The 25,087-nt window shown below is 58.6% G+C and carries 28 protein-coding genes; 7 read left to right on the forward strand and 21 right to left on the reverse strand.

Going from position 1 to position 25,087, the window contains the following annotated elements; translation table 11 throughout:
* Positions 1-1,341 carry a sigma-54-dependent transcriptional regulator gene (locus VD17_RS03815; RefSeq protein ID WP_046052747.1) on the forward strand — a complete coding sequence of 447 codons (1,341 nt, stop codon included), beginning with the start codon at positions 1-3 and terminating at the stop codon, positions 1,339-1,341.
* A 158-nt stretch (positions 1,342-1,499) separates the two neighbouring features.
* On the opposite strand, the gene thiO is transcribed toward VD17_RS03815, so the two are convergent.
* The 7 genes from thiO to VD17_RS03850 are packed head-to-tail and all read right to left on the reverse strand — an operon-like array spanning position 1,500 to position 8,243.
* Positions 1,500-2,600 carry a glycine oxidase ThiO gene (gene thiO / locus VD17_RS03820; protein ID WP_046052748.1) on the reverse strand — a complete coding sequence of 367 codons (1,101 nt, stop codon included), beginning with the start codon at positions 2,598-2,600 and terminating at the stop codon, positions 1,500-1,502.
* Between the two features lie 57 nt (positions 2,601-2,657).
* The gene (locus VD17_RS03825; RefSeq protein WP_046052749.1) at positions 2,658-3,053 is read right to left on the reverse strand and encodes a type IV pilin protein; all 396 of its coding nucleotides are present in this window, start codon (positions 3,051-3,053) and stop codon (positions 2,658-2,660) included.
* Positions 3,054-3,067: 14 nt separating this feature from the next.
* On the reverse strand, positions 3,068-6,127 hold the full coding sequence (locus VD17_RS03830; RefSeq protein WP_046052750.1) for a pilus assembly protein: 3,060 nt from the start codon (positions 6,125-6,127) through the stop codon (positions 3,068-3,070).
* Positions 6,114-6,593: a pilus assembly PilX family protein gene (locus VD17_RS03835; RefSeq protein ID WP_046052751.1), complete on the reverse strand. Its 480-nt coding sequence runs from the start codon at positions 6,591-6,593 to the stop codon at positions 6,114-6,116. Before VD17_RS03835 ends, VD17_RS03830 begins: the two co-directional genes overlap by 14 nt.
* Positions 6,594-6,604: 11 nt before the next feature.
* On the reverse strand, positions 6,605-7,327 hold the full coding sequence (locus VD17_RS03840; protein WP_046052752.1) for a PilW family protein: 723 nt from the start codon (positions 7,325-7,327) through the stop codon (positions 6,605-6,607).
* Positions 7,324-7,773: a type IV pilus modification protein PilV gene (gene pilV, locus VD17_RS03845; protein WP_046052753.1), complete on the reverse strand. Its 450-nt coding sequence runs from the start codon at positions 7,771-7,773 to the stop codon at positions 7,324-7,326. The genes VD17_RS03840 and pilV overlap by 4 nt, the downstream gene beginning before the upstream one ends.
* The gene (locus VD17_RS03850; protein ID WP_046052754.1) at positions 7,770-8,243 is read right to left on the reverse strand and encodes a GspH/FimT family pseudopilin; all 474 of its coding nucleotides are present in this window, start codon (positions 8,241-8,243) and stop codon (positions 7,770-7,772) included. Before VD17_RS03850 ends, pilV begins: the two co-directional genes overlap by 4 nt.
* Positions 8,244-8,374: 131 nt before the next feature.
* Between VD17_RS03850 and VD17_RS03855 the strand changes: the two genes are divergently transcribed.
* A complete protein-coding gene (locus tag VD17_RS03855) occupies positions 8,375-8,932 on the forward strand; it encodes a GspH/FimT family pseudopilin (protein ID WP_046052755.1) in 558 nt (185 codons plus the stop codon).
* Here VD17_RS03855 and ispH read toward each other — a convergent pair.
* The 5 genes from ispH to ribF form a co-directional block, all read right to left on the reverse strand.
* Positions 8,901-9,848 carry a 4-hydroxy-3-methylbut-2-enyl diphosphate reductase gene (ispH, locus tag VD17_RS03860; RefSeq protein ID WP_046052756.1) on the reverse strand — a complete coding sequence of 316 codons (948 nt, stop codon included), beginning with the start codon at positions 9,846-9,848 and terminating at the stop codon, positions 8,901-8,903. The two genes, VD17_RS03855 and ispH, sit on opposite strands and share 32 nt — an antisense overlap.
* Before the next feature lie 168 nt (positions 9,849-10,016).
* Positions 10,017-10,454, reverse strand: coding sequence for an FKBP-type peptidyl-prolyl cis-trans isomerase (gene fkpB, locus VD17_RS03865; RefSeq protein ID WP_185753103.1), 438 nt, complete (start codon positions 10,452-10,454; stop codon positions 10,017-10,019).
* A 7-nt stretch (positions 10,455-10,461) separates the two neighbouring features.
* Positions 10,462-10,974 (reverse strand): signal peptidase II, encoded by a 513-nt coding sequence (lspA, locus tag VD17_RS03870; protein ID WP_033054294.1) that lies wholly within the window; start codon positions 10,972-10,974, stop codon positions 10,462-10,464.
* Positions 10,967-13,798 carry an isoleucine--tRNA ligase gene (ileS, locus tag VD17_RS03875; RefSeq protein ID WP_046052758.1) on the reverse strand — a complete coding sequence of 944 codons (2,832 nt, stop codon included), beginning with the start codon at positions 13,796-13,798 and terminating at the stop codon, positions 10,967-10,969. Before ileS ends, lspA begins: the two co-directional genes overlap by 8 nt.
* Positions 13,799-14,749, reverse strand: coding sequence for a bifunctional riboflavin kinase/FAD synthetase (gene ribF / locus VD17_RS03880; protein ID WP_046052759.1), 951 nt, complete (start codon positions 14,747-14,749; stop codon positions 13,799-13,801). It lies immediately after the preceding gene.
* On the opposite strand from ribF, the gene VD17_RS32110 reads away from it, so the two are divergent.
* Positions 14,657-14,887 (forward strand): hypothetical protein, encoded by a 231-nt coding sequence (locus VD17_RS32110; RefSeq protein WP_185753104.1) that lies wholly within the window; start codon positions 14,657-14,659, stop codon positions 14,885-14,887. The genes ribF and VD17_RS32110 overlap by 93 nt on opposite strands.
* On the opposite strand, the gene murJ is transcribed toward VD17_RS32110, so the two are convergent.
* Positions 14,879-16,417, reverse strand: coding sequence for a murein biosynthesis integral membrane protein MurJ (gene murJ / locus VD17_RS03885; protein ID WP_046052760.1), 1,539 nt, complete (start codon positions 16,415-16,417; stop codon positions 14,879-14,881). The genes VD17_RS32110 and murJ overlap by 9 nt on opposite strands.
* A 252-nt stretch (positions 16,418-16,669) precedes the next feature.
* On the opposite strand from murJ, the gene rpsT reads away from it, so the two are divergent.
* On the forward strand, positions 16,670-16,948 hold the full coding sequence (gene rpsT / locus VD17_RS03890) for a 30S ribosomal protein S20 (protein ID WP_008154937.1): 279 nt from the start codon (positions 16,670-16,672) through the stop codon (positions 16,946-16,948).
* A 184-nt stretch (positions 16,949-17,132) separates the two neighbouring features.
* On the opposite strand, the gene VD17_RS03895 is transcribed toward rpsT, so the two are convergent.
* The 5 genes from VD17_RS03895 to rplU form a co-directional block, all read right to left on the reverse strand.
* On the reverse strand, positions 17,133-17,597 hold the full coding sequence (locus tag VD17_RS03895) for a CreA family protein (protein ID WP_046052761.1): 465 nt from the start codon (positions 17,595-17,597) through the stop codon (positions 17,133-17,135).
* 12 nt (positions 17,598-17,609) lie between these two features.
* Positions 17,610-18,728 carry a glutamate 5-kinase gene (gene proB, locus VD17_RS03900; RefSeq protein WP_046052762.1) on the reverse strand — a complete coding sequence of 373 codons (1,119 nt, stop codon included), beginning with the start codon at positions 18,726-18,728 and terminating at the stop codon, positions 17,610-17,612.
* 137 nt (positions 18,729-18,865) lie between these two features.
* Complete coding sequence (gene cgtA, locus VD17_RS03905) at positions 18,866-20,089, reverse strand: Obg family GTPase CgtA (protein ID WP_010467530.1); 1,224 nt, start codon at positions 20,087-20,089, stop codon at positions 18,866-18,868.
* A 194-nt stretch (positions 20,090-20,283) separates the two neighbouring features.
* Positions 20,284-20,541 (reverse strand): 50S ribosomal protein L27, encoded by a 258-nt coding sequence (rpmA, locus tag VD17_RS03910; RefSeq protein WP_003176049.1) that lies wholly within the window; start codon positions 20,539-20,541, stop codon positions 20,284-20,286.
* A gap of 34 nt (positions 20,542-20,575) precedes the next feature.
* Positions 20,576-20,890 carry a 50S ribosomal protein L21 gene (rplU, locus tag VD17_RS03915; protein ID WP_003176051.1) on the reverse strand — a complete coding sequence of 105 codons (315 nt, stop codon included), beginning with the start codon at positions 20,888-20,890 and terminating at the stop codon, positions 20,576-20,578.
* Positions 20,891-21,130: 240 nt separating this feature from the next.
* Between rplU and VD17_RS03920 the strand changes: the two genes are divergently transcribed.
* From VD17_RS03920 to VD17_RS03930, 3 genes are all read left to right on the forward strand, one after another.
* On the forward strand, positions 21,131-22,099 hold the full coding sequence (locus VD17_RS03920; protein ID WP_046052763.1) for a polyprenyl synthetase family protein: 969 nt from the start codon (positions 21,131-21,133) through the stop codon (positions 22,097-22,099).
* Between the two features lie 240 nt (positions 22,100-22,339).
* On the forward strand, positions 22,340-22,681 hold the full coding sequence (locus tag VD17_RS03925) for a zinc ribbon domain-containing protein YjdM (RefSeq protein ID WP_046052764.1): 342 nt from the start codon (positions 22,340-22,342) through the stop codon (positions 22,679-22,681).
* A 206-nt stretch (positions 22,682-22,887) separates the two neighbouring features.
* Positions 22,888-23,145, forward strand: a complete 258-nt coding sequence (locus VD17_RS03930; protein ID WP_008154268.1) for a PA4570 family protein — start codon at positions 22,888-22,890, stop codon at positions 23,143-23,145.
* Between the two features lie 136 nt (positions 23,146-23,281).
* Here VD17_RS03930 and VD17_RS03935 read toward each other — a convergent pair whose 3' ends face one another.
* From VD17_RS03935 to VD17_RS03945, 3 genes are all read right to left on the reverse strand, one after another.
* Positions 23,282-23,899: an FKBP-type peptidyl-prolyl cis-trans isomerase gene (locus VD17_RS03935; RefSeq protein ID WP_046048787.1), complete on the reverse strand. Its 618-nt coding sequence runs from the start codon at positions 23,897-23,899 to the stop codon at positions 23,282-23,284.
* Positions 23,900-24,020: 121 nt separating this feature from the next.
* A complete protein-coding gene (locus VD17_RS03940) occupies positions 24,021-24,320 on the reverse strand; it encodes a DUF6482 family protein (RefSeq protein ID WP_046052765.1) in 300 nt (99 codons plus the stop codon).
* 131 nt (positions 24,321-24,451) lie between these two features.
* Positions 24,452-24,940 (reverse strand): TIGR00645 family protein, encoded by a 489-nt coding sequence (locus VD17_RS03945; protein ID WP_033054284.1) that lies wholly within the window; start codon positions 24,938-24,940, stop codon positions 24,452-24,454.
* Positions 24,941-25,087: the final 147 nt, after the last annotated feature.

Raw genomic sequence — 25,087 nt, forward strand, 5'->3', positions numbered from 1 at the left:
ATGAGCCCACGGCAAAAAGTCCTGATCGTCGACGACGAACCGGATATCCGCGAACTCCTGGAAATCACCCTGGGACGGATGAAACTCGACACCTTCAGTGCCCGCAACCTCGGCGAAGCCCAGGCCCTGCTCTCGCGAGAGACGTTCGACTTGTGCCTCACCGACATGCGCTTGCCGGACGGCACCGGCCTTGAGCTGGTGCAACACATCCAGCAACGCCAGCCAAACGTACCGGTGGCAATGATCACCGCCTATGGCAGCCTGGAAACGGCGATCAACGCCCTCAAGGCTGGCGCCTTCGACTTCCTGACCAAACCGGTGGACCTCACTCGCCTGCGGGAACTGGTCAGCAGCGCGCTTCGGTTGCCTGCGCCAGGCGGCACCGGCATCGCCATCGATCGCCGGCTGCTGGGTGATTCACCGCCCATGCGCGCCCTGCGCAAACACATCGACAAACTGGCCCGCAGCCAGGCGCCGGTGTACATCAGCGGCGAATCCGGCAGCGGCAAGGAATTGGTCGCGCGACTGATCCATGAGCAAGGACCGCGCGCCAGCCAACCCTTTATCCCGGTCAATTGCGGGGCGATTCCGTCAGAATTGATGGAGAGCGAATTTTTCGGTCATCGCAAAGGCAGCTTCAGCGGCGCCATCGAAGACAAACCCGGACTGTTCCAGGCTGCCCATGGCGGCACCTTGTTCCTCGACGAAGTGGCTGATTTGCCGCTGGCCATGCAGGTCAAACTGCTACGGGCAATACAGGAAAAAGCCGTTCGCGGTGTCGGCGAGCAACAGGAAACCGTGGTTGATGTGCGTATCCTTTGCGCCACCCACAAAGACCTCGATGCCGAAGTCGCCGCCGAACGCTTTCGCCAGGATTTGTACTACCGGTTGAACGTGATCGAACTACGGGTGCCGCCCTTGCGCGAACGCCGTGACGACATCGAATCCCTCGCCAGCCATGTGCTCAAACGCCTGGCCATCAGCACTGGCCAACCCGCCGCAAAACTCCACCCCCACGCCCTCGACGCGCTGAAAAGCTATCGTTTCCCCGGCAACGTGCGGGAACTGGAGAACGTGCTCGAACGGGCGCACACGTTGTGCGAAAACAAACAAATTGAAGCCAGCGACCTGCGACTGGCCGAAGGCAACTGCAACCCGGAAGGCGGTGTGCCGGACCTGACGCAGATCGACAACCTGGAAGACTACCTGGAAAACGTCGAGCGCAACCTTATCCTCCAGGCCCTGGAAGAAACCCGCTGGAACCGCACGGCGGCGGCTCAGCGGTTGAATCTTTCATTCCGGTCGATGCGCTACAGGCTCAAGAAACTGGGACTGGATTGAGGGCCCCTTCGTCGGAACGCCGCCCGGAGCACGCTCGCTCCCACAAGGTTCAGTGGTGTGCACATAATCTGAACACACCTCAGATCAACTGTGGGAGCGAGCTTGCTCCGGGCGGCGTTCCGACGATGGCGATAGTGCAAGCAATCAATATCTAACGGTTAAATACGCCCGGCCGGTGCATACGGCGCCGGATCAATGATCGGCTCACGCCCCAGCATCACATCCGCAAACAACTGACACGACGCTGGCGCCAGTACCAAGCCATTACGGTAATGCCCGCAATTGAGCCAAAGCCCCTCGAACCCTGGTACCCGACCGATGTAGGGAATGCCTTCCGGCGAGCCCGGTCGCAACCCGGCCCAGTGCCCCACAACTTCGGCATCCGCCAGTGCAGGAATCAACTCCACCGCCGACGCCTTCAGGCTCTCCAGGGCAGATTCGGTCGGCGTCTTGTCGAAGCCTTCATGCTCCAGCGTACTGCCAATCAGAATGTGCCCGTCGCGCCGCGGAATCGCATAACGCCCCTTGGCCAGAACCATGCTCGGCAGGAAATCCGCTGCGCATTTGTAGAGAATCATCTGCCCTTTCACCGGCTCGACCGGCAGCTCCAGATCCAGGCTCTTGAGTAAATCACCGCTCCAGGCACCCGCAGTCAGCACCACCTGATCGCCATGAATCGCTCCCGCCGAGGTCTGCACCCCGACCACCGTAGCGCCTTCACGGATAAACCCGCTGACTTCACACTGCTCATGAATCGTGACGTTCGGCAGCGCCAGCAACGCAGCCTTGAGGGACTTCACCAGCCGCGGATTACGCACATTAGCCACATCGGCCATGTAGATCGCCCGGGAAAAGCCGCTCCCCAACACACACACCGCGTCGTGAGCCGCCGAGATATCCACAGCCCGCAACGGACGGTTTTCCCGCTCGGCCCAAGCCAGCGCCTCGGCCTCATCATCCAGATCCAGCCAGTACAACCCGGTGGTATGCACCTCGGGATCGACACCGGTGGCTGCAAACAGTCGCTCACCCAGCTGTGGATAAAAATCCTGGGACCAATGCGCCAACGCGGTGACCGCCGGGCTGTAGCGCCACGGGTAGAGCGGCGAAACAATACCGCCGCCGGCCCAGGACGATTCCTGACCGACGTTCGAACGATCAAGCAGCACAACGCTTTGCACTTCGGACGCGAGATTGAACGCTGTCAGCAGGCCAATCACGCCGCCGCCGACAATCACCACTTGCTGTTGCCTGGTCATGTTCTGATCCAACCATTAAAAAGACAGGGGGCGTAAAAGGCGCCCGAAAAAAGAAACTCAGCGCCCCCAGCAATCCTTGGTCGCGGCCGTCGCATTGACCATGCTTCTGACGCCAGTGTTGGTGATGGTGAAATCACCGCACTTGTCAGCCGCCATGGCCTTGCCGGGCTTGCGCGCCGCCGTCAGCAGGAAGGTCTGATCGGTCAGGGTCGGGGTGATGGTGTAGAAGTCATTGCCGGCACTCAGGCCATTGGCATTGGTGTAGACATTATTCTTCGAATAGTAGCGTTCAAGGATCTGCGCTTGCTCGGAGAGCAGCCCGGCGACTTCGGTGCGGCGACCCTTATTCACATACTCGGTGAGGCTCGGGTAGCCAATGGTGATGACGATCCCGATGATCGCAATCACTATCATGATTTCGATCAGGGTAAAACCTCGGTTGGATCTGCGCATGCCTCAACTCTCACTTACTGTATTTGTCGCCACATGATGCGACGGCTGCCGCCGCTGCCGGGCTTTTCCACCAGGGAGCTGATGCCACCGCTGGAGTCGTTCACAATCTTGCGGGACGCATTGTTGACGATCGCGTTCAGCGTCGGAATACCACCGGTGAAAATCACCCCGCTGGAAATCGAATCCTTGATGTCGACCAACCCGTCGCCATTGGTATCGAGCACCGCGTAATTGAGCATCTTACCGCTGAATGCATCCAGTTCGACCAGTTTGCCGGTACCGAAACTGGCGCATGGGTCGGTGGTATCCACGCTGGCCGTGGTGAACACGATCCGGCCGGCCACCAGACTGGCCTGATTGATCACACGCTCACCGGTTAGCACGTTGTTGTACACCAGCGGCAGGTACCAGCCTTTTTCCGCCGGATAGGTCACGTCGTTCTGGCTGGTGGTGATGAATTGCCCACTGCTACCGGAGAACACACCCGTCACCGTCTGGGCCTGCAAACTGGACGTTGTGATTTGCCCGGAGCCACCTTCCGCATCCCACACGGCATAGAACGCCTGAAGATCTTTGTTGGTCTTGTCGGCCGTCTCGTTGAATTTACCGGTGCCGAAAAACACCTCCTTCCCTCCCAACGAATTGTCCGCCAGCAATGGCTGTGCGGTGATCGGCTGGGTGACGCCACCCGCGGTGGTAAACAGCGGTTTTCGGGAAAACGCCAGATCCCACGATTCCGGGGCCGTGGCGCTCAAATCAAATTTCCACAGCCTCCCCTTCAAATCGCCGCCATAAGCGGCCTGCACCACATTCTGCGAGTTGACCCGAAGTTTTACCGACGACAGGCCGTTGGTCGTCTCGGCGCCGTCGACCACAATTTTCTTGATCAGCGAGCCATCACGAATGTCGACCACGTACAACGCTGCCACCCCGGAGTTGCTGCCATAACCGTTGGAGATGAATGCCGCCCATCGACCGTCGGCCAAGCGTGCCACTTCCGGTCGTGCGTAGGCATAACCCAGATCATTGAAAACGTTCGCCGTATTTGCTGTGGCCGGTGCGCTGATTTCCCACAAAGCCTTGGTCACATTGCCGGCCGAGGCGTCGAATAACTGCAATGCATAGAAGGTCCTGCCCCCCGCCCCTGTCCCGCCCAACGCAAGGGTTTTCCAGGCACTGTTGAGCTGAGCATCGAACACGCCCACCTGACCGTCCACCAGAAACTTGTGGCTCACCCCGTTTATGTAAGTGGGGTCAGCGATGTAGCGCAGTGACGGCAACACGCTGGACGGCATAAAAGCGTAACGCCGCGTGCCATTGGACGCGTTGATGACGTTTACAAAGCCGTCGTTGGCGTTCACCACGAGGCTGGCGTTCATGCTGGCCGCTTTGGTCGCCAGATAAGTGCTGTAAGTGGTGTCGCCTGACAGATCGGACGCGGTTTTATCCGTGGGCGATGCCAGGGCCAACGGCGAATTGATGATGTCGCCGAGCAGCACACTGCGCACTTTCAAGCCGGCCTTGTTGGTGCCCTTGCTCCACTCCACCAGATCGCTGCCGGTGATGCCGGAGGGCAAACTCTGGTTGAGGGAAGTTTGCTGGGCAGGAGAAAAACTGGCGTAGGCCAGCGTCACGGCCGCATTGGTCAAGGTGTTCCAGGATTGATAGGTCGGCGCCGTGGCACCGGGCACGATGGCGGTATCGGTTGTCCACAACACCGAGGCGGTATTGACCGTGCCAGTGGAGGTAAATCCGTAGGACTTGATCGTGCCGCGCCAATCCTTGGGGTCGTAACTGGTCTGAAAATAACTCGAACCGCTGGCCAGGGTAGCTCCGTTGGTGATGCCCGCCCCACCGGAGCCGGCCTTGGAGGTGATGTCGCTCAACGCCGACGACAGTGCACTGTTGAGTCCTGTACTGTCGGTCGCCTGGTAATACTTGCCTTGCCCGTAACTCGCCGCATCCGACAACATCTGGTTCGCAGTGGCGAACCCCACGGTGTAGGTGTTCATGTTCTGCTTTGGAAAATCCGCTGAGTCCCAGCTTTTGCTAGCAGAGTCGGTGCCGGTCGTACGCATATCGATGTCGAAGGCGAACTTGGCGATGTCATCCAGATAAAGGGTGTCACCCTCATCGTCGCCGCCGGGGCCGTCGTTGTTTATGCCGTCCCAATTGGGTAGTCGGGCACCGCCCAAGGGATCAGTGGTCGGGAAAGTCCGGTCAAAGGTGGGCAGGCCGTCGGTAATCACCACACCATAATTTTTCTGGCAACGGTACTGGATCGGACTGGTGTAGGTGGCGGGCGTCGAGTTGTAGAACGGCGCCATGCCGCGCATGTAGCGGGTGACTTCGTAATAGGCTTCTGCCAATGGGGTATTGGCGACTGCATTCAAGCCGTTGATCGACGTGACAAGGTTATTAAAGTTGCCCTCCACGGACAGATCGCTAATGGAACGGGCGATGAAGCCGCCATTGCCGGGGTTGTTGCCAGTGACCGGGTTGAACGTCGCCAGGCCTATGCGCAGCCCACGGTTACTGGTCACCAGATCGATGGACACCTTGCGCGCAACGTTCATCCGGTAATCGGTGGGGATTGAGCCCGTGGTGAAATCCTTGGTCGAACTGTTTGCCAGACTGATCAGGTAAGACAGGTAATTGGCCGAGTACCGGGTGTTCTCGCCGCCCACCGGATCTGGCAGTTTCAGGCAGAACGAATTCGCCCCCTGAGAGCCTTTAAAAAAACCAACATAACCTGACGCACAGCCACCGCGATTGAGGCTGGACAGAAAAATATTGGTGTCGGTCATGTCGAGATTTTGCCCTTCCTTGCAGGAGCCCTCTGAACTGCAGATGGTCACCTGAGGGCGATTTGTGACCGTCGGATCGAACCCCGCCGCCCAGACGATGCTGTTCATGCTGCCCGAATCGTCAATCAACAACATCACGTTCGGCGCGACGGCCGCGGCACTCAACAGCGGAGAATCCGACGGCGTGAAGGCATATGCCGGCGCCGAGAGATAAAACCCCAATAGCACGCCGCAAACCAGGCGCCACAGCCGTTCAGTACTTCGCATAGATACTCTCCACCACACTGCGCGAGTTGCCCGCGATGCCGACTGCGGTCACCCGGTACAGCGTTGTCGAGGTGTTACTCGGCACATTCACGGCAGTCAGGGTGGTGCCGATGTTCTGCACCCCGTAAAAACCGCTACCGGAGGCGATCCAGGTCACCCCTGAGGTGGAATTGAAGCCGGCGCCGGTGATTGTCGACGACTCGGCCGGTGGCGCGCATTGGGTGGTGCCGCTGCAGACTGGCAACGAAAAGGTCTCCAGTTGCACCGCGCTTTCACCTACGCGCAACGCCGATTCGGCGCCCTGGAACGACTGATTGCGCAAGGTCACGCTGGCGGCCATTTTTTCCTGCAGGGTGGCGTTTTGCATTGATGAAAGGCCGATCAGTGTCAGCAACAGAAGGAATACCAGGCTGATCAGCAGCGCCATGCCACGCTGGGCGTGAGGGGTCACGGGAGAAATACTCATCGGCCCTCCCCTCATGGCAAGCGGTTGCGCAAAGCGGCAACCACGTTGAAGGTTTGATTGCGCACCCGGTTGTTCGGGTCGGTGAGGGTCAATGTCAGGCGAACACTACGAATGCGCGCCGGATCAGAGGGGTTGCTGCTGTAACTGGAGGCGGCCACATCAGTAGCGGAACTGGCGAGACCAAAGCTCACGTTGAAGGCACTGACGTTGTTCACCAGCACCGCCTGAGCCGGCGTGCCGGAACCGACACCCATCAGCAGTTGATTGTTGCTGAAGCTGTAGATCAAGCGCCGGATCGGAAACGCCAGCTCGCCCGACGCCGGAACCCGGGCACCGGTGTAGGCCGTTGCAGTGTTCCGACAATCGGAAACCACCGTCCAGGTCGGTACCCCGCCACTGCCGCCACTGCCGCCGACATCCGCAGTCACCAGGGTCAGTTTGAGGTTGGCGTTGTCCCAACTGATCGGTGTTGTCTGGTTGGCATTGAAGTCACCCGCCGAGCTTGAATCGGTGACCGCCCCCAGACATCCGAACATGCCGACCATACGAATTTCCTGAATCATCTTGCTCAGCACGAAACGCGCATCTTCCTGCATGGCGGCAGCGGCGCTCTGGCTGACATAGGTGTTCTTGGCCGCGATGAAAATCTGCGTCACGCCCAGGACCACCACCAAACTCAATGCCAGGGCGATCAGTAACTCGATCAGGCCGAAACCTCTACTGGACTGGTTCATGGCGTCGATACCGGATCGACGGTGGCGCGACTGTTCAGGACGAAACTGCGCTGCGAATTGGCAGTGTTGGCGGCCCGCGAGTCATCCCAGGTAATGGTGATGGTGTACACCTGCTTATTGAACGTAACGCTGCCGGTGGCCGTGGCGCCGCCGAAATTGACAATGTTGGTGGTGAAGTCGTAGAGGTCCTGATCCCGGGCGACGCTCAGGTTGCCTGAAGTCGGTGGCGTGACGGTGTAGTCGGCGCCAGAGTTGGCGCGAATGCGGTCCATCATGTCGTAGGCGATAAAACTCGCCTGGCTGGTCATCCGCGAACTGTCTGTGTACTTCAGCGCATTGAGCTGAATCGCCGCAGCCCCTAACAGCCCCACGCTCAGAATCAACAACGCAACCAAGACTTCGATCAGCGTCATGCCCTCCTGTGCACGCTTGCTCCATCCCCTCATCCGCAGTTTCCACCCAATAGAATTCGTCCGTTCAAACACACATTCAGCGTCCTGCTTTGCGCCCCCAGTACATAGCTGATCACTACCGCCGTGGACGGTGCCGATAACCCGCCCAGGTTGTTGAAATCAATGGCGGTCACTCCTGAGGTTAGCGTCAGAGTCGCCCCGCTGCTCATCGCTGGAACAACCCGCAATACATTGGCCAATTTGCCAGTACCGTCATAAACCGAGAGTTCTCCAGTCCAGACCCCGCCCTCCGTCGTCGGGCGAAGCCGGGTAGTGATACCCCGGTTGATCGCCTCAAGTCGGGCGAAATTCAGACCACGTTGCAGATCGCCGATTTCGGTGTCGGCCTTGGTGATTTGCACCGAACGGGTAAACGCTGGTACGGCCAGCGTGATCAGGACCAGAAACACCGCGAGCGCGATCAGCAACTCGATCAGCGTGAAACCTTTTGTACGATGATCCATCGGTGCCCTCCGTTGCCGTCGGCTATACCTGCTTCTACACGCTAGAGCATTCAACCGGCAGGTGTTCGGTTGTTTTGCCATTACTCGCGCAGGGATCGCGCGGGCCGCAGCACTCCAGGGAGGGAGATGACATGCATCAGCGAGGTTTCAGCCTGATCGAACTGCTCATGGGACTGACAATTGTCGGGATTGTTCTGCTGCTGGTCAGTCCGGCGTTTGCAGCACTGACTGAATCGAACCATCGCGAGCAGGTGGCAGAGTCGCTTATCAGCGGAATACGCAACGCCAGAACCGTTGCCATCACACACAACCAGAGTGTCGTGATTCACGCCATCAACGGCGACTGGAGTCAGGGCTGGCGGATCATTCTGGATATCAGTGGTAAAGGAGCGCAGGACAACAGCAATCCGCTGCTGGTTGAGCGCGCGAGTGGCACTCGGGTGCCGATTGTCGGCAATTGGCCGGTCAGGCGATACATACGTTTCAACAGTATTGGCGAGCCACAGATGCCCGGACGGGCCTTTCAAGCGGGGACATTGCACATTTGCGCAGCCCGCGAACCGATCACTCAGCTCCAGGTGGTGCTGGCCGCGACCGGCCGCGTCAGCCTGCGCAGCCATAAGGCCGAGCAGGCGCTGTGCCCGGGGGGCAAAAGCGTTAAAGCAGGGAGCGGACGCGCAACTCTTTAGGCATGGAGAAGGTGATGTTCTCCTCGCGACCGGCCAGTTCATCGGCGCCGTTAGCGCCCCACGCCTGCAACTGCTGGATCACACCACGCACCAGGACTTCCGGTGCGGAAGCGCCAGCGGTGATGCCAATACGCTCGACACCGTCGAACCAGCTCTTTTGCAGGTCTTCGGCACCGTCAATCAGGTAGGCCGGGGTGGCCATGCGCTCGGCCAGTTCACGCAAGCGATTGGAGTTGGAGCTGTTCGGGCTGCCGACCACCAAGACCACGTCGCATTCGTCGGCCAGTTGCTTGACCGCGTCCTGACGGTTTTGCGTGGCATAGCAGATGTCGTCCTTGCGCGGGCCACCGATCGCCGGGAAGCGCGTACGCAGGGCATCGATGACGCGGCTGGTATCGTCCATGGACAGGGTTGTCTGGGTCACGAACGCCAGTTTTTCAGGGTTGTTCACCTGCAAGGCGGCGACATCTTTTTCGTCTTCGACCAGATAGATCGCGCCACCATTGCTGCCATCGTACTGACCCATGGTGCCTTCGACTTCCGGGTGACCGGCGTGGCCGATGAGGATGCATTCACGGCCGTCGCGGCTGTAGCGTGCCACTTCGATGTGTACCTTGGTCACCAGCGGGCAAGTGGCGTCGAACACCTTCAGGCCACGACCGGCGGCTTCGGTGCGCACGGCCTGGGAAACACCGTGGGCACTGAAGATCACGATGACGTCGTCCGGCACCTGATCCAGTTCTTCGACGAAGATCGCCCCGCGAGCACGCAGGTCTTCGACGACGAATTTGTTGTGGACCACTTCGTGGCGCACGTAGATCGGCGGCCCGAAGACTTCCAGGGCGCGGTTGACGATTTCGATCGCCCGGTCCACACCGGCGCAGAAGCCACGGGGGTTGGCGAGTTTGATTTGCATGCTGTGCCTCGTGTCTTGCGCGCGAAAACAATGAAAAACAAACTGTGGGAGCGAGCTTGCTCGCGATAGCGGAGTGTCAGTCAACATTAATGTTGAATGTCAGGCACTCATCGCGAGCAAGCTCGCTCCCACAGGGTCCGGTGGCAACAGGAGCTGCCCCGTAATGCCTCAAAGCGATTTGACGTTGATGATTTCGACGTCAAAGGTCAATGTCTTGCCGGCCAACGGGTGGTTGAAATCGATGGTCACTTGCTCATCATCGAATTCTTTCACCACACCAGGCAGCTCAGTATTGGCCGCATCGTTAAAGATCACCAGCAAACCAGGCGACAGTTCCATGTCCTTGAACTGCGAGCGCGGGATGACCTGTACGTTCTGCGGGTTGGGTTGGCCAAAAGCGTTTTCCGGCTGAATCGTCAGCGTACGCTTGTCGCCAGCCTTGAAGCCGAACAGCGCAGCTTCGAACCCTGGCAACAGGTTGCCGTCACCGACCTTGAAGGTCGCCGGGGCTTTGTCGAAGGTGCTGTCGACGGTGTCGCCGTTCTCCAGGCGCAGTGCAAAGTGCAAAGTGACTTCCGTGTTCTGGCGGATGCGTTGCTCAGCCAATACCTGTTCAGTCATGAACGGCTTCTCCGGTCTTCTTACTTTTGAACATATCTAGCGCAAGCATTACGGCACCGACAGTGATTGCACTGTCGGCAAAGTTGAACGCCGGGAAATACCAGCGGTTCTGCCAATGCACCAGAATGAAATCGATCACATGGCCCAGGGCAATGCGGTCATACAGATTGCCCAGCGCGCCACCCAGCACCAGCGCCAAAGCGACGGCCAGCCAGGTTTCGTTGCGCCCCAGACGTTTGAGCCATACCACCAGCACCGCACTGACCACGACCGCGATCAGGGCAAACAGCCAGCGCTGCCAGCCGGAGCTGTCGGCCAGGAAGCTGAACGCCGCGCCCGTGTTGTAGGCCAGGGTCCAGCTGAACAAATCGGGGATTACCACGATTTGCTGGTACATCTCGAGCTTGCCTTCGAAGTAGAACTTGCTGGCCTGGTCGATGACCAGGACCAGCAAACTCAACCAGAGCCAGCTCAGCCGTCCGAAACGGCCAGCCGCATTAGGCATAGTGACGAACCTCGCCAGCGCCGCTGATGTTATCAACGCAACGACCGCAGATTTCCGGATGCTCCGGGTTCACGCCGACGTCTTCACGGCAGTGCCAGCAACGGGCGCACTTGGCGTGGCTCGACTTGACCACTTGCAGTTTCAAACCGCTGACTTCGGTGACCACGGCATCGGCCGGTGCCTGAACGAACGGTGCAACGGTAGCGGTCGAGGTGATCAATACGAAGCGCAGTTCGTTGCTCAGCTTGGCCAGGTCGGCGCTCAGCGCCTCTTCGGCGAACAGCGTCACTTCGGCTTGCAGGTTGCCACCGACGGCCTTGGCCGCGCGCTGGATTTCCATTTCCTTGTTGACCGCGACCTTCACTTCCATGATCCGCTCCCAGTAGGCGCGGCCCAGTTCGACGTCTGCCGGCAGTTCGGTCAGGCCTTCGTACCAGGTGTTGAGCATTACCGATTCGTTACGCTCGCCCGGCAGGTATTCCCACAGTTCGTCAGCGGTGAATGCCAGGATCGGCGCGATCCAGCGCACCAGCGCTTCGGAGATGTGGTACAGCGCGGTTTGCGCCGAACGGCGGGCCTTGCTGTTGGCGCCAGTGGTGTACTGACGGTCCTTGATGATGTCGAGGTAGAAACCGCCCAGCTCCTGCACGCAGAAGTTGTGGATCTTGGAGTAGACGTTCCAGAAGCGGTATTCACCGTAGTGCTCTTGCAGCTCGCGTTGCAGCAGCAGGGTGCGGTCCACGGCCCAACGGTCCAGCGCCAGCATTTCTTCGGCAGGCAGGATGTCGGTGGCCGGGTTGAAGCCGGTCAGGTTCGAGAGCAGGAAGCGTGCGGTGTTACGGATACGCCGATAAGCGTCCGCACTGCGCTGCAGGATCTGCTCGGAAACCGCCATTTCACCCGAGTAATCGGTGGAAGCAACCCACAGGCGCATGATGTCGGCGCCCAGGGTGTCGTTGACCTTTTGCGGCGCGATCACGTTGCCCAGGGATTTGGACATCTTGCGGCCCGACTCATCGACGGTGAAGCCGTGAGTCAGCAGCTCGCGGTATGGCGCGTGATTGTCGATGGCGCAACCGGTCAGCAACGACGAGTGGAACCAGCCACGGTGTTGGTCCGAACCTTCCAGGTACAGGTCGGCACGTGGACCGGTCTCGTGACCCATCGGGTGCGAACCGCGCAGGACGTGCCAGTGCGTGGTGCCCGAATCGAACCAGACGTCGAGGGTGTCGCTGATCTTGTCGTATTGCGGCGCTTCGTCACCGAGCAACTCGGCCGCGTCCATTTTGAACCAGGCTTCGATGCCTTCGACTTCGACGCGCTTGGCGACTTCTTCCATCAGCTCGGCGGTACGTGGGTGCAGCTCGCCGCTTTCCTTGTTCAGGAAAAACGGGATCGGCACGCCCCAGTTGCGCTGACGGGAAATGCACCAGTCCGGACGGTTGGCGATCATCGAGTGCAGGCGCGCCTGGCCCCAGGCCGGGACGAACTTGGTGTCTTCGATGGCTTTGATCGCCCGCTTGCGCAGGGTGTCGCCGGTCACAGGCTCTTTGTCCATGCCGATGAACCACTGCGCGGTGGCGCGGTAGATCAGCGGGGTCTTGTGACGCCAGCAGTGCATGTAGCTGTGTTCGATGATGCTGGTGTGCAGCAGCGCACCCACTTCGGTCAGTTTGTCGACGATGGCCGGGTTGGCCTTCCAGATAAACTGGCCGCCAAAGAACTCCAGCGACGTTGCGTAAACGCCGTTGCTCTGTACCGGGTTGAGGATGTCGTCGTTGACCATGCCGTACTTCTTGCAGGTCACGAAGTCGTCCACGCCATAGGCTGGCGAGGAGTGAACCACACCGGTGCCAGCGCCGAGTTCCACGTAGTCGGCCAGGTAAACCGGCGACAGACGGTCGTAGAACGGGTGACGGAAATTGATCAGTTCCAGCTCTTTACCGGTGGTGGTCGCAATGACCGAGCCTTCCAGGCTGTAACGGGCCAGGCACGACTCGACCAGCTCTTCAGCCAGCACCAGCAGTTTGTCGCCGACGTCGACCAGGGCGTAGTTGAATTCCGGGTGAACGTTCAGCGCCTGGTTGGCCGGGATGGTCCACGGGGTGGTGGTCCAGATCACGATCGAAGCGGGTTTGCCCAGCGACGGCAGACCGAAAGCGGCAGCCAGCTTGGCTTCGTCGGCAATCGGGAACGCCACGTCGATGGTCGAGGACTTTTTGTTCTCGTACTCGACTTCTGCTTCAGCCAGGGCCGAACCGCAGTCGAAGCACCAGTTCACAGGTTTGAGGCCCTTGAACACGAAACCGCCCTTGACGATTTCAGCCAAGGCGCGGATTTCGCCGGCCTCGTTTTTGAAGTCCATGGTCTTGTACGGGTTGGCGAAATCGCCCAACACGCCCAGACGGATGAATTCGGACTTCTGGCCTTCGATCTGCTCGGTGGCGTAGGCACGGCACAGTTCGCGGGTTTTGTCCGCGCCCAGGTTTTTACCGTGGGTCACTTCGACTTTGTGCTCGATCGGCAGACCGTGGCAGTCCCAACCTGGAACATAAGGCGCGTCGAAACCCGACAGGGTTTTCGAGCGGATGATCATGTCCTTGAGAATCTTGTTCAGCGCATGACCGATGTGAATCGTGCCGTTGGCGTACGGAGGACCGTCGTGAAGTACGAACTTCGGACGATCCTTGCCAATCTCGCGCAACTTACCGTACAGGCCAATGCTGTCCCAGCGCTGCAGAATCTGCGGTTCGCGCTGAGGCAGGCCGGCCTTCATTGGGAAGGCGGTGTCCGGAAGGTTTAGCGTGGCTTTATAGTCGGTCATTTAAGGCTCTTCATTAGCGATTGGCGCTAGGTGCGACAGGGCACGGGCGGCGGCAACATCCGCATTGATCGCCGTCTTAAGCGCCTCCAGAGAGGCGAAACGCTGCTCTTCACGCAGCTTGTGGTGGAAAACCACCGTCAAACGCCGGTCATACAGATCGCCGGCAAAATCTAAAAGATGCACTTCGAGGTGGGCTTTGCCATCACCTTGAACGGTTGGCCGCACGCCAATGTTGGCGACGCCCGGCCAGGTCTTGCCGTCGATGTCGACGTTGACCAGGTAAACCCCGGTAAGCGGTACGCGACGACGCTTGAGTTGTATGTTGGCGGTGGGCGTACCCAACTGGCGCGCCAGCTTCTGGCCATGCAGGACCCGCCCGGCAATCCGGAACGGACGACCGAGCAGTCGCTCGGCCAGGGCAAAATCGGCAGCGGCCAGGGCATTGCGGACCTGGGTGCTGCTGACGCGAATACCGTCCAGCTCGACGGTTTGAGCCGCTTCGACGGTAAAGCCTTGCAGGACGCCAGCCTGCTGCAGGAAATCGAAATCCCCTACCCGGTCGCAGCCGAAACGGAAATCGTCACCGACCTCAAGATGTTGTACACCGAGGCCGTCCACCAGAATGGTGTCGACGAATTCGGCGGCGCTGAGCTTGCTCAAGCGCTGGTTGAAGGCCAGGCACAGGACCCGGTCGACACCTTCCTCGGCCAGCAGCTGCAGTTTGTCACGCAGCCGGGCCAGACGGGCCGGCGCCGTGTCCGGGGCGAAAAATTCCCGCGGCTGCGGCTCAAAAATCACCACGCAGCAGGGCACGCCCAACTCGAGCGCACGCTCACGGAGCCTCGCCAGGATAGCCTGGTGGCCACGGTGAACACCGTCAAAGTTGCCAATAGTGGCGACACAGCCCCGATGCTGGGGGCGCAAGTTGTGGAGGCCTCGAACCAGCTGCATAACGCGCTTCTTGCTCATAAAGTGGTCGATTATAACCACACCCGGCGGCCGACGACAGGCAACACCGTAACCCAAAGTGATCGAGCCGACAAAACCGTCGATTCGCCCGTGTTTATCGAGGTCGTGACCTCAGCTTAGCGCTTTGCGATTGAAGTCTCGCAAACGGAAGCCCATCAACAGCAACATGCCGAAATAAGCCACCACACCGGCAACGACCAATGCGCCCAGACGCAGGAACCGCTCCAGCATATGCCCTTGATCCCAGGCTGGCATGAAATGCATTCCAACCAGTAACACAGCAGACATCACCAACACCGCAATCACTAGCTTGAAGCCGAACTTCGCCCAACCCGGTTGCGGCTCATACATCTGCTGCTTGCGCAGCTGATAGAACAGCAGGCTGGCGTTAATGCACGCGCCGATGCTGATGGCCAGCGCCAGACCGGCGTGGGCCAGCGGGCCGATCAACACCAGGTTGAACAATTGGGTAACGATCAGGGTAAAAATCGCGATTTTCACCGGCGTGCGGATATTTTGTTGCGCATAAAAGCCCGGCGCCAGCACTTTGATCACAATAATCCCGAGCAAACCGACCGAATAAGCGATCAGCGCCCGCTGGGTCATGGCGGCGTCAAACGCGCTGAACTGGCCGTACTGGAATAAAGAAACTGTCAGCGGCTCGGCGAGAATCCCCAGTGCCAGGGAGCACGGCAACACCAGCATGAAGCACAGGCGCAGCCCCCAATCGAGGATCCGCGAGTATTCCTGGCGATCCTTGCTGGCGTAGGTCTTGGCCAGGGTCGGCAGGAGAATCGTGCCCAGCGCCACACCCAGAACACCGGACGGCAATTCCATTAACCGGTCGGCGTAGTACATCCAGGACACGGAACCGGCGACCAGGAACGAGGCGAAAATGGTGTTGATGATCAGCGAAATCTGGCTCACGGACACACCGAGAATCGCCGGCAGCATTTGTTTCATGACCCGCCAGACGCCGCTGTCACGCAGGTTCAGGCGTGGCAACACCAGCAGGCCGATCTTTTTCAGGTGTGGCAGCTGATAGAGCAATTGCGCCAGACCACCCACCAGTACCGCCCAGCCCAGCGCCATGACCGGCGGATCGAAGTACGGCGTCAGGAACACCGAAAAGATGATCATACTGACGTTGAGCAGGGTCGGCACAAAGGCCGGCACCGAGAAACGGTTATAGGTATTGAGGATCGCCCCGGCCAATGAAGACAGGGAGATCAGCAATATGTACGGAAAGGTCACGCGCAACAGGCTGGTCGTCAGCTCGAATTTTTCCGGCGTGTCGGTGAAGCCCGGCGCGGTCACCCAGATGACCCACGGCGCAGCGATCATGCCCAACGCGGTGACCAACGCCAGCACCAGCGTCAGCAAGCCCGAGACGTAGGCAATGAAGGTTCGCGTCGCCTCCTCGCCTTTCTGGCTTTTATATTCAGCAAGAATCGGCACGAACGCCTGGGAAAAAGCCCCCTCGGCGAAGATCCGGCGCAGCAGATTGGGCAATTTGAAGGCGATAAAGAAGGCGTCGGTCGCCATCCCGGCGCCAAATGTACGCGCAATGAGAGTGTCACGAACGAACCCCAGAATCCGGGAAAGCATCGTGATAGAGCTGACGGCGGCCAACGATTTGAGCAGATTCATTGAAAGAGTTTGTGCCTGTCGATAAACAGCAGGCGAACAAAGCGCCTACTTATGCGATACTCCGCGCCGCAGCAGCACAGAGCCAAAGCTCGCGAGTTTACAGGTCAAGCGCCGGAAATAAATATCCCGCCTCTTTATACCTACCACTTAGCGGAACGTCTCAACCGCCCTTGACAAGACATCAACTCATCGGCATGATTCGCGGCCTATTTTGTTTGCTATTTCCTAAAAAGTCTTTCGAGGAGCTCGACGGTGGCCAACACACCTTCCGCCAAAAAACGTGCAAAACAGGCTGAGAAGCGTCGCAGCCACAACGCCAGCCTGCGTTCCATGGTTCGTACCTACATCAAGAATGTAGTTAAAGCCATCGACGCAAAAGACGCTGAAAAAGCTCAAGCTGCTTACGTTCTGGCCGTGCCAGTTATCGACCGTATGGCCGATAAAGGCATCATCCACAAGAACAAGGCTGCTCGTCATAAGAGCCGCCTGAACGGTCACGTCAAGGCTCTGAACCTTGCTGTTGCCGCATAAGCGATAAGCTTGTTAAAAAACCGACCCTTGGGTCGGTTTTTTATTGCCTGCGATTTAACAAACGTCGCACAAAAAAATGTGGGAGCGAGCCTGCTCGCGAAGGGGTCGTTACATTCAACATCATCGTTGACTGCCATACCGCTTTCGCGAGCAGGCTCGCTCCCACATTTCGATTTGCGCTAGATTACTGGGCGTTCGCCCACGGCAAAATCGGAATCGCCGTCACCGCATTCTGCGGACTGCCTTCGATCACACGATCGCTGTAGACCAGGTACACCAGCGTATTGCGCTTCTTGTCGAGGAATCGCACCACCTGCATGGTCTTGAACACCAGCGACGTGCGCTCCTTGAACACCTCGTCACCATCCTTCAACTCGCCCTTGAAGCTGATCGGCCCGACCTGACGACAAGCGATAGACGCTTCCGCACGATCTTCAGCCAACCCCAAACCACCCTTCACGCCACCCGTCTTGGCTCGCGACAGGTAGCAAGTCACGCCTTCAACTTTCGGATCATCAAACGCTTCAACGACGATGCGGTCGTTCGGGCCGACAAACTTGAACACCGTCGACACCTGACCAATCTCCTCGGCCGAGGCCAGCAGCGGCATCGCCAACAGCAGACCCAACAATCCTTTTGCCACGCGCATTCAGGTATTCCTTCAGACCAGGATCAGGTTATCGCGGTGAACCAGTTCCGGCTCCGCCATATAACCCAACAGACCGACAATCGCATCAGACGACTGACCGATGATTTTTTGTGCTTCCAGCGCACTGTAGTTAGCCAGGCCTCGGGCGATTTCACGACCGTCCGGCGCCACGCAAACCACCATTTCGCCACGACGGAAGCTGCCCTGAACCAGTTTGACACCCACAGGCAGCAAACTTTTGTTGCCTTTGGACAGCGCCGTCACCGCACCAGCATCCAGCACAAGCGTGCCGCGGGTTTGCAGATGCCCGGCCAGCCATTGCTTGCGCGCCGCCAACAGGCCGCGCTCAGGCGACAGCAAGGTGCCGATGCGCTCGCCCGCCTTGAGGCGATCCAGCACGCGCTCAATACGCCCGCCAACGATGATGGTGTGCGCACCGGAACGAGCCGCCAGCCGCGCAGCACGCAATTTGGTCTGCATGCCGCCACGACCCAGCGCACCACCCGTACTGCCCGCCACCGCATCCAGCGCCGGATCATCGGCGCGCGCTTCGTAAATCAGGTTGGCGTTAGGGTTGTTGCGTGGATCGGCGTCAAACATGCCATCGCGATCGGTAAGGATCACCAGCAAGTCAGCCTCGACCAGGTTGGCTACCAGCGCCGCCAAGGTGTCGTTGTCGCCGAAACGGATTTCGTCAGTGACCACGGTGTCGTTTTCGTTGATCACTGGAATAACTTTCAGCTCGACCAACGCGCGCAAGGTGCTGCGGGCGTTCAGGTAGCGCTTGCGGTCGGACAAGTCGTCGTGGGTCAGGAGAATCTGCGCGGTATGCCGGCCATGCTCGGCAAAGCTCGACTCCCAGGCCTGAACCAACCCCATCTGACCGATGGCGGCAGCGGCCTGCAACTCGTGCATCGCACTGGGTCGTACGGTCCAGCCCAAGCGGCTCATGCCGGCCGCCACCGCCCCGGAGGACACCAGCACCAACTCGACGCCAGCCTCATGCAAAGCCACCATCTGCTCGACCCAAACACTCATTGCCGCGCGATCCAGGCCCTTGCCGTCCGCCGTCAGCAAAGCGCTGCCGATCTTCACGACCCAACGCTGCGCACCTGTCACCTTGCTCCGCATCATCTTCAACCTTAGCTTGAGGACAGTGCGACCTGGCACTGCCCGTAACGTTATTCGTGGTTATTCGTGACCAACTATCGATTTCCAGATACTAAAACGCCGCTCTAGTGAGCGGCGCTTAAGTTTATCGCAACGAATCAGTCACGCACGTAAATGATTTCCGGACCGTCTTCGTCATCCACATCTTCTTCGTCCCAATCATCGTCACCGATGTCGTGGACCGACTTCACGCCGCTACGGCGCAGGGCACGCTGGTCATCCAGAGCCTGCAGCTGAGCACGGGCTTCGTCTTCGATACGCTGATCGAGCTCGGCCAATTCTTCTTTGTAAACCGGATCGTTAGCCAGGCGATCAGCACGATCTTCCATGTAACGCATGATGTCGTGGCAAAGACGCTCAGTGCCCAGCTTGGAGATGGCCGAGATCACGTAGACCGGACCGGTCCACTCCAGACGATCAACGATCTCCTTGACGCGAGCGTCGTGCTCTTCTTCGAGGATCTGGTCGCACTTGTTCAGCACCAACCAACGATCACGCTCAGCCAGGGACGGGCTGAACTTGGTCAGCTCGCTGACGATCACTTCAGCAGCATCCGGGGCGCTGGCGTCGTCGAGCGGCGCCATGTCCACGAGGTGCAGCAGCAAACGGGTACGCGACAAGTGCTTGAGGAAGCGAATCCCCAGGCCTGCGCCGTCGGAAGCACCTTCGATCAGACCCGGAATGTCCGCAACCACGAAGCTTTTCCAGCGATCGACGCTGACCACACCCAGGTTCGGCACCAGCGTGGTGAACGGATAGTCAGCGACTTTCGGCTTGGCGGCCGATACCGAGCGAATGAAGGTACTTTTGCCAGCGTTCGGCAAGCCCAGCAGGCCGACGTCAGCCAACACCTTCATTTCCAGCTTCAGATCACGCGCCTCACCCGGCTTGCCCGGAGTGGTCTGACGCGGAGCACGGTTGGTACTGGACTTGAAACGAGTGTTACCCAGACCGTGCCAGCCGCCGTGAGCCACCAGCAGTTTCTGGCCAGCCTTGGTCAGGTCGCCAATCACTTCCTGAGTAGCAGAGTCGATAACGGTGGTGCCGACCGGAACACGCAGCACCAGCTCCTCGCCTTTCTTGCCGGTGCAGTCAGTGCTGCCGCCGTTGGAGCCACGCTCAGCATCAAAGTGCCGGGTGTAACGGTAGTCCACCAGGGTGTTCAGGTTTTCGTCGGCGATCATGTAGACCGAGCCGCCATCACCACCGTCACCGCCGTTCGGGCCGCCGTTTTCAATGAATTTTTCGCGACGGAAGCTCATGCAACCGTTGCCGCCGTCGCCGGCCTTTACTCGAATCGATACTTCATCAACAAACTTCATAACAAAACGCCTCTCGTCATACGGACGAGCCGAAAAACACTAAGACATAAGACTCTTGCAAAAATGAGCGCAGCGACCTCAATCAACGACCGCAAATCCAGCGCTGGAGCCCATCACAAACAGCTTTGCAAGAGACTCACCCCACAAACGAAAAAGCCCCGTCGCGAGACAGGGCTTTTCCAGCGATTGCGCAATTAAGCTGCGACAACGCTCACGTAACGGCGGTTGAACGCGCCCTTTACTTCAAACTTGATCACGCCTTCGATTTTCGCGAAGAGGGTGTGATCTTTACCCATGCCAACACCGTAACCGGCGTGGAATTGGGTGCCGCGCTGACGCACGATGATGTTGCCCGGAATGATTTTCTGGCCGCCATACATCTTCACGCCAAGGCGTTTGGCTTCTGAGTCGCGACCGTTACGGGTACTACCACCAGCTTTTTTGTGTGCCATGAGTCAATTCTCCTAGTGAGGAATTAGGCTGAAATTAAGCCTGAATACCGGTGATTTTGATCTCGGTGTACCACTGGCGGTGGCCCATACGCTTCATGTGGTGCTTACGACGACGGAACTTGATGATGCGGACTTTATCGTGACGACCTTGGGAGATCACTTCAGCCACAACGGTAGCGCCAGCAACAACTGGAGCGCCGATGTTCACGTCATCGCCATTGGCGACCAACAGAACGCGATCAAAAGTTACGGATTCGCCGGTAGCGATTTCCAGCTTTTCGATCTTCAGGTATTCACCTGGGGCGACCTTGTATTGCTTGCCACCAGTAACAATTACTGCGTACGACATGGTATTTCTCCGATAATCCTGCTCACCCAGCTCTTTATAAGAAGAGGTATTGGCTGGCATGGCTGCATAAGGCTGGAAGGCCTGTTTGCAATTGCGTAAGGCAGGTGCTGCCCAGGAAGTTCAGGGTGCGCGATTGTACGCAAGCCGCCGGGGCGATGCAAGAGGCCGTCCATCGTACCTTGACACCCGCCGACGTGGGTCCTAGCATGCCGCGCAACCCTTCTGGAGCAACTGTCGCTGATGCAACCCCAAGCTTTCTACCGCGCGGTGGCGGACGATTTTAGCGCCGTCGACGGCATCATCAAGAAGCAGCTGACTTCCCGAGTGCCGCTGGTATCGAAAATCGGCGATTACATTACCTCGGCTGGCGGTAAACGCCTGCGCCCTTTATTAGTGTTGCTGTGTGGCAAGGCTCTGGGTCGCGAAGGCGATGACCTGCGCCTGCTGGCCGCAACCATCGAGTTCCTGCACACCGCCACCTTGCTGCATGACGACGTGGTCGACATGTCCGGCATGCGTCGTGGCCGCTCGACCGCCAACGCCATGTGGGGCAACGCCCCTAGCGTGCTGGTGGGCGACTTCCTGTATTCGCGGTCCTTCGAAATGATGGTCGAACTGGGCTCCATGCCAGTGATGAAAATCCTTTCTCAAGCCACGCGCATCATCGCCGAAGGCGAAGTGTTGCAGCTGTCGAAGGTCCGCGACGCCAGCACCACGGAAGAAACCTACATGGAAGTCATCCGCGGCAAGACCGCGATGCTCTTCGAAGCGTCGACTCACAGTGCTGCAGCGCTCTGCGAAGCGACATCGGAACAGTCAGAAGCCCTGCGTACATTCGGCGATCATCTGGGCGTGGCGTTCCAATTGGTCGACGACCTGCTGGACTACAAAGGCGACGCCGAGACTCTGGGCAAGAACGTCGGTGACGATCTGGCTGAAGGCAAACCGACCCTGCCGCTGATCTACACCATGCGCGAAGGCACGACGGAGCAGGCTGCCCTGGTGCGCAAGGCGATCCAGAAAGGCGGTATCGAAGACCTGGAAAGCATCCGCGAAGCCGTGGAAGCCTCAGGCTCGCTGGATTACACCGCGCAACTGGCCCGTGACTACGTGTCCCGCGCAATCAAGTGCCTCGACGCGCTGCCTGCCAGCGAATACCGCGATGCTCTGGTCGAGCTGAGCGAATTTGCGGTCGCCCGTACGCACTGATTCACCCTCACTGTGGGAGCGACTGTGGCGAGGGGGCTTGCCCCCGTTGGGTCGCGTAGCGGCCCCTTTCGAGTGCTTGGTCAACCGAATCGTCTGGATTTACGACTGCTTCGCAGCCGAACGGGAGCAAGCCCCCTCACCACAGGTCGCTCCCACAGGTTTTTCAGCGCTCCCCCCTCCCCCCACCTAAAACCCTATATAATGTGCGACTTTTAACGATCCTCAATCCAAGGAGCTTTAGTGAGCACGTTGCCACCCTGCCCAAAATGCAATTCCGAATACACCTACGAAGACGGCGCCCAGCTGATCTGCCCTGAGTGCGCCCACGAGTGGTCCGTCAGCGGCGACGCCGAAGCAGTGTCCGATGACACCGTGAAAAAGGATTCGGTCGGCAACGTCCTGCAGGACGGCGACACCATCACCGTGATCAAGGACCTCAAGGTCAAAGGCACGTCGCTGGTGGTCAAGGTCGGCACCAAGGTCAAGAACATCCGCCTGTGCGATGGTGATCACGACATCGACTGCAAGATCGACGGCATCGGCCCGATGAAGCTCAAATCCGAGTTCGTCAGAAAAGTCTGAGCCTGCTGTATTCCATCCCGCGTCCTGCGTGGGATGGTGCTTCACCCTCCCCCGCTTCGCCCAACAATCCCTCGCAATAACCAAACGCCAGCCTTTTTGACCTTACGCAACCTTTACCCTTAAAAAAACCCAAACCGCCAATAGGTCCTTGCTATTTGATGAATAAGAATTATTCTCATTGAAACCAATCAATGGAGATGAGACCCATGACTTATTTGATCGACGCCTGGCTGGACCGCCCACACCCTTACCTCAGGATCCTGCATCGGGAAACCGGGGAAGTCTGTGCGGTGCTTGAAGAAGAAGCCTTGAACGAGCTGCAGGATCAGGGTGATCTGGACGTCAACGGCTTGAGCTCCAGCGAGCCGGTGGTGCTCAAGGAACTGGTGCGTAATCTGTTTCTGTTCTGCTATGCCCGGGCGTTGCGCCCGACAAGCGAACTGCACCACAAGATCGAAATATGAAAATCAACACAAAAAAATTGTGGGAGCGAGCCTGCTCGCGAAAGGGGTGTGTCAGACAACATCAGTGTTGAATGTCAGACCGAATTCGCGAGCAGACTCGCTCCCACATTAGCCCGATGTGATTTCGGGCTTGGGATTACAGAACGTCGAGCAGTTCGACGTCGAATACCAGTACGCTGTGCGGCGGAATGCTGCCAACGCCTTGAGCGCCGTAAGCCAGTTCGCTCGGCACGTACAGACGCCATTTGCTGCCGGCGTTCATCAGTTGCAGGGCTTCGGTCCAGCCAGCGATCACGCCGCCAACCGGGAATTCTGCAGGCTGACCACGATCGTAGGAGCTGTCGAACACAGTGCCGTCGATCAGAGTGCCGTGGTAGTGAGTGCGCACTTGATCTTCACGGGTTGGCTTGGCGCCTTCACCTTGAGTCAGCACTTCGAATTGCAGGCCGGAAGCCAGGGTGGTGATGCCATCACGCTTGGCGTTTTCAGCCAGGAATGCCAAGCCTTCGCCAGCAGCGGCTTCAGCTTTGGCAGCTGCTTCAGCTTGCATGATTTCGCGAATGACCTTGAAGCTCGCGGACATTTCTTCCTGACCCACACGGCTTTCCTTGCCGGCGAAAGCGTCGGTCAGGCCTGCCAGGATCGCGTCCAGGCTAACGCCCGGTGGCGGGTTGTCGCGCAGTTGGTCGCCCAGCTGACGGCCAATACCGTAGCTGACGCGGGTTTCGTCGGTGGACAGATTTACTTCGGACATGACACTGCTCCGCTGTGCGGACGGCCCTGGAACTAGCCGTGCGTGCACAGCGCGTCCCGGAGCGCCCGGAACCAAAAGGGCCAGCAGACTAGCACAGATGCCATGGCGTTGATGAGAGGCGTCAGTGCTGCCACGCAATCGGTACCTTCAGGCTCCCCTCGGAACTGGCGCCGAGCCCACACATCTCGTCATGAACCGAAACGTGCACAAGGTTGAACGGCAAGCTGGGAAAGGCATGAAGCAGTTCACGCGCATGCTCGACCGAACGAAGATGAAACATCTGGCCGTGGGTATCACTCAGCGGATACGCCGCGCCATGCATCCGCGCTTCCAACAGGTAGATCCCGCCTTCCATCGAGATCAGGTTGAGCTCATCAACCTTCCCGGCGATGGCATAAGCATTCAACTCTTTCAGGTCCATAAACGCACCTCACGCAATGGCGAGCCAATATCCTTACAGGCATAGGCCTCGGCGCATCAAAGTACAAGCCACAAACGACACCGCCCGTCTGTTTCGCAACAGACGGGCGGTTGGGTATAGCGATAAAACGATCAGTGCTTGGTCAGCTTATCCAGATAACCCATGGCAAACGCCGAAATCACGAAGGTCATGTGGATGATCACGTACCACTTCAAATGCTCGGGATCGACGTTCTTGGCGTCCATGAAAATCCGCAGCAGGTGGATGGACGAAATGGCCACGATGGAAGCGGCCACCTTCATCTTCAATGAAGAGGAATCCATGGTGCCCAACCAGTTGAGCTTTTCCTTGTCGTCGTCGATGTCCAGCTGGGAAACGAAGTTCTCGTAACCGGAAATCATCACCATCACCAGCAAACCGCCTACCAGCGCCATGTCGATCAGCGAGAGCAGCACCAGAATCAGATCCGACTCGGCCATCGAGAACACGTTAGGGATGACGTGGAAGACTTCCTGGAAGAATTTCAGCGCCAGGGCCAGCAGCCCAAGGGACAGACCGAAGTAGATCGGCGCCAGCAGCCAGCGGCTGGCGTACATTGCATTTTCGATAAAGCGTTCCATTAAATCTCACACAAGGCCTGGAAATGGCCGCGAGTATATCAGCCACCTGTTACACCCAGAAACCGTTGGGAAATCCGCCACCTGCGCGTGTGTGACAAGGTTTTTCTGCTAGTGTCCAAAGCATTGACAGCTCAGCGACATCGGACA

Origin of the sequence: Pseudomonas fluorescens (assembly GCF_000968015.1) — a bacterium.
Classification (GTDB): domain Bacteria; phylum Pseudomonadota; class Gammaproteobacteria; order Pseudomonadales; family Pseudomonadaceae; genus Aquipseudomonas; species Aquipseudomonas fluorescens_W.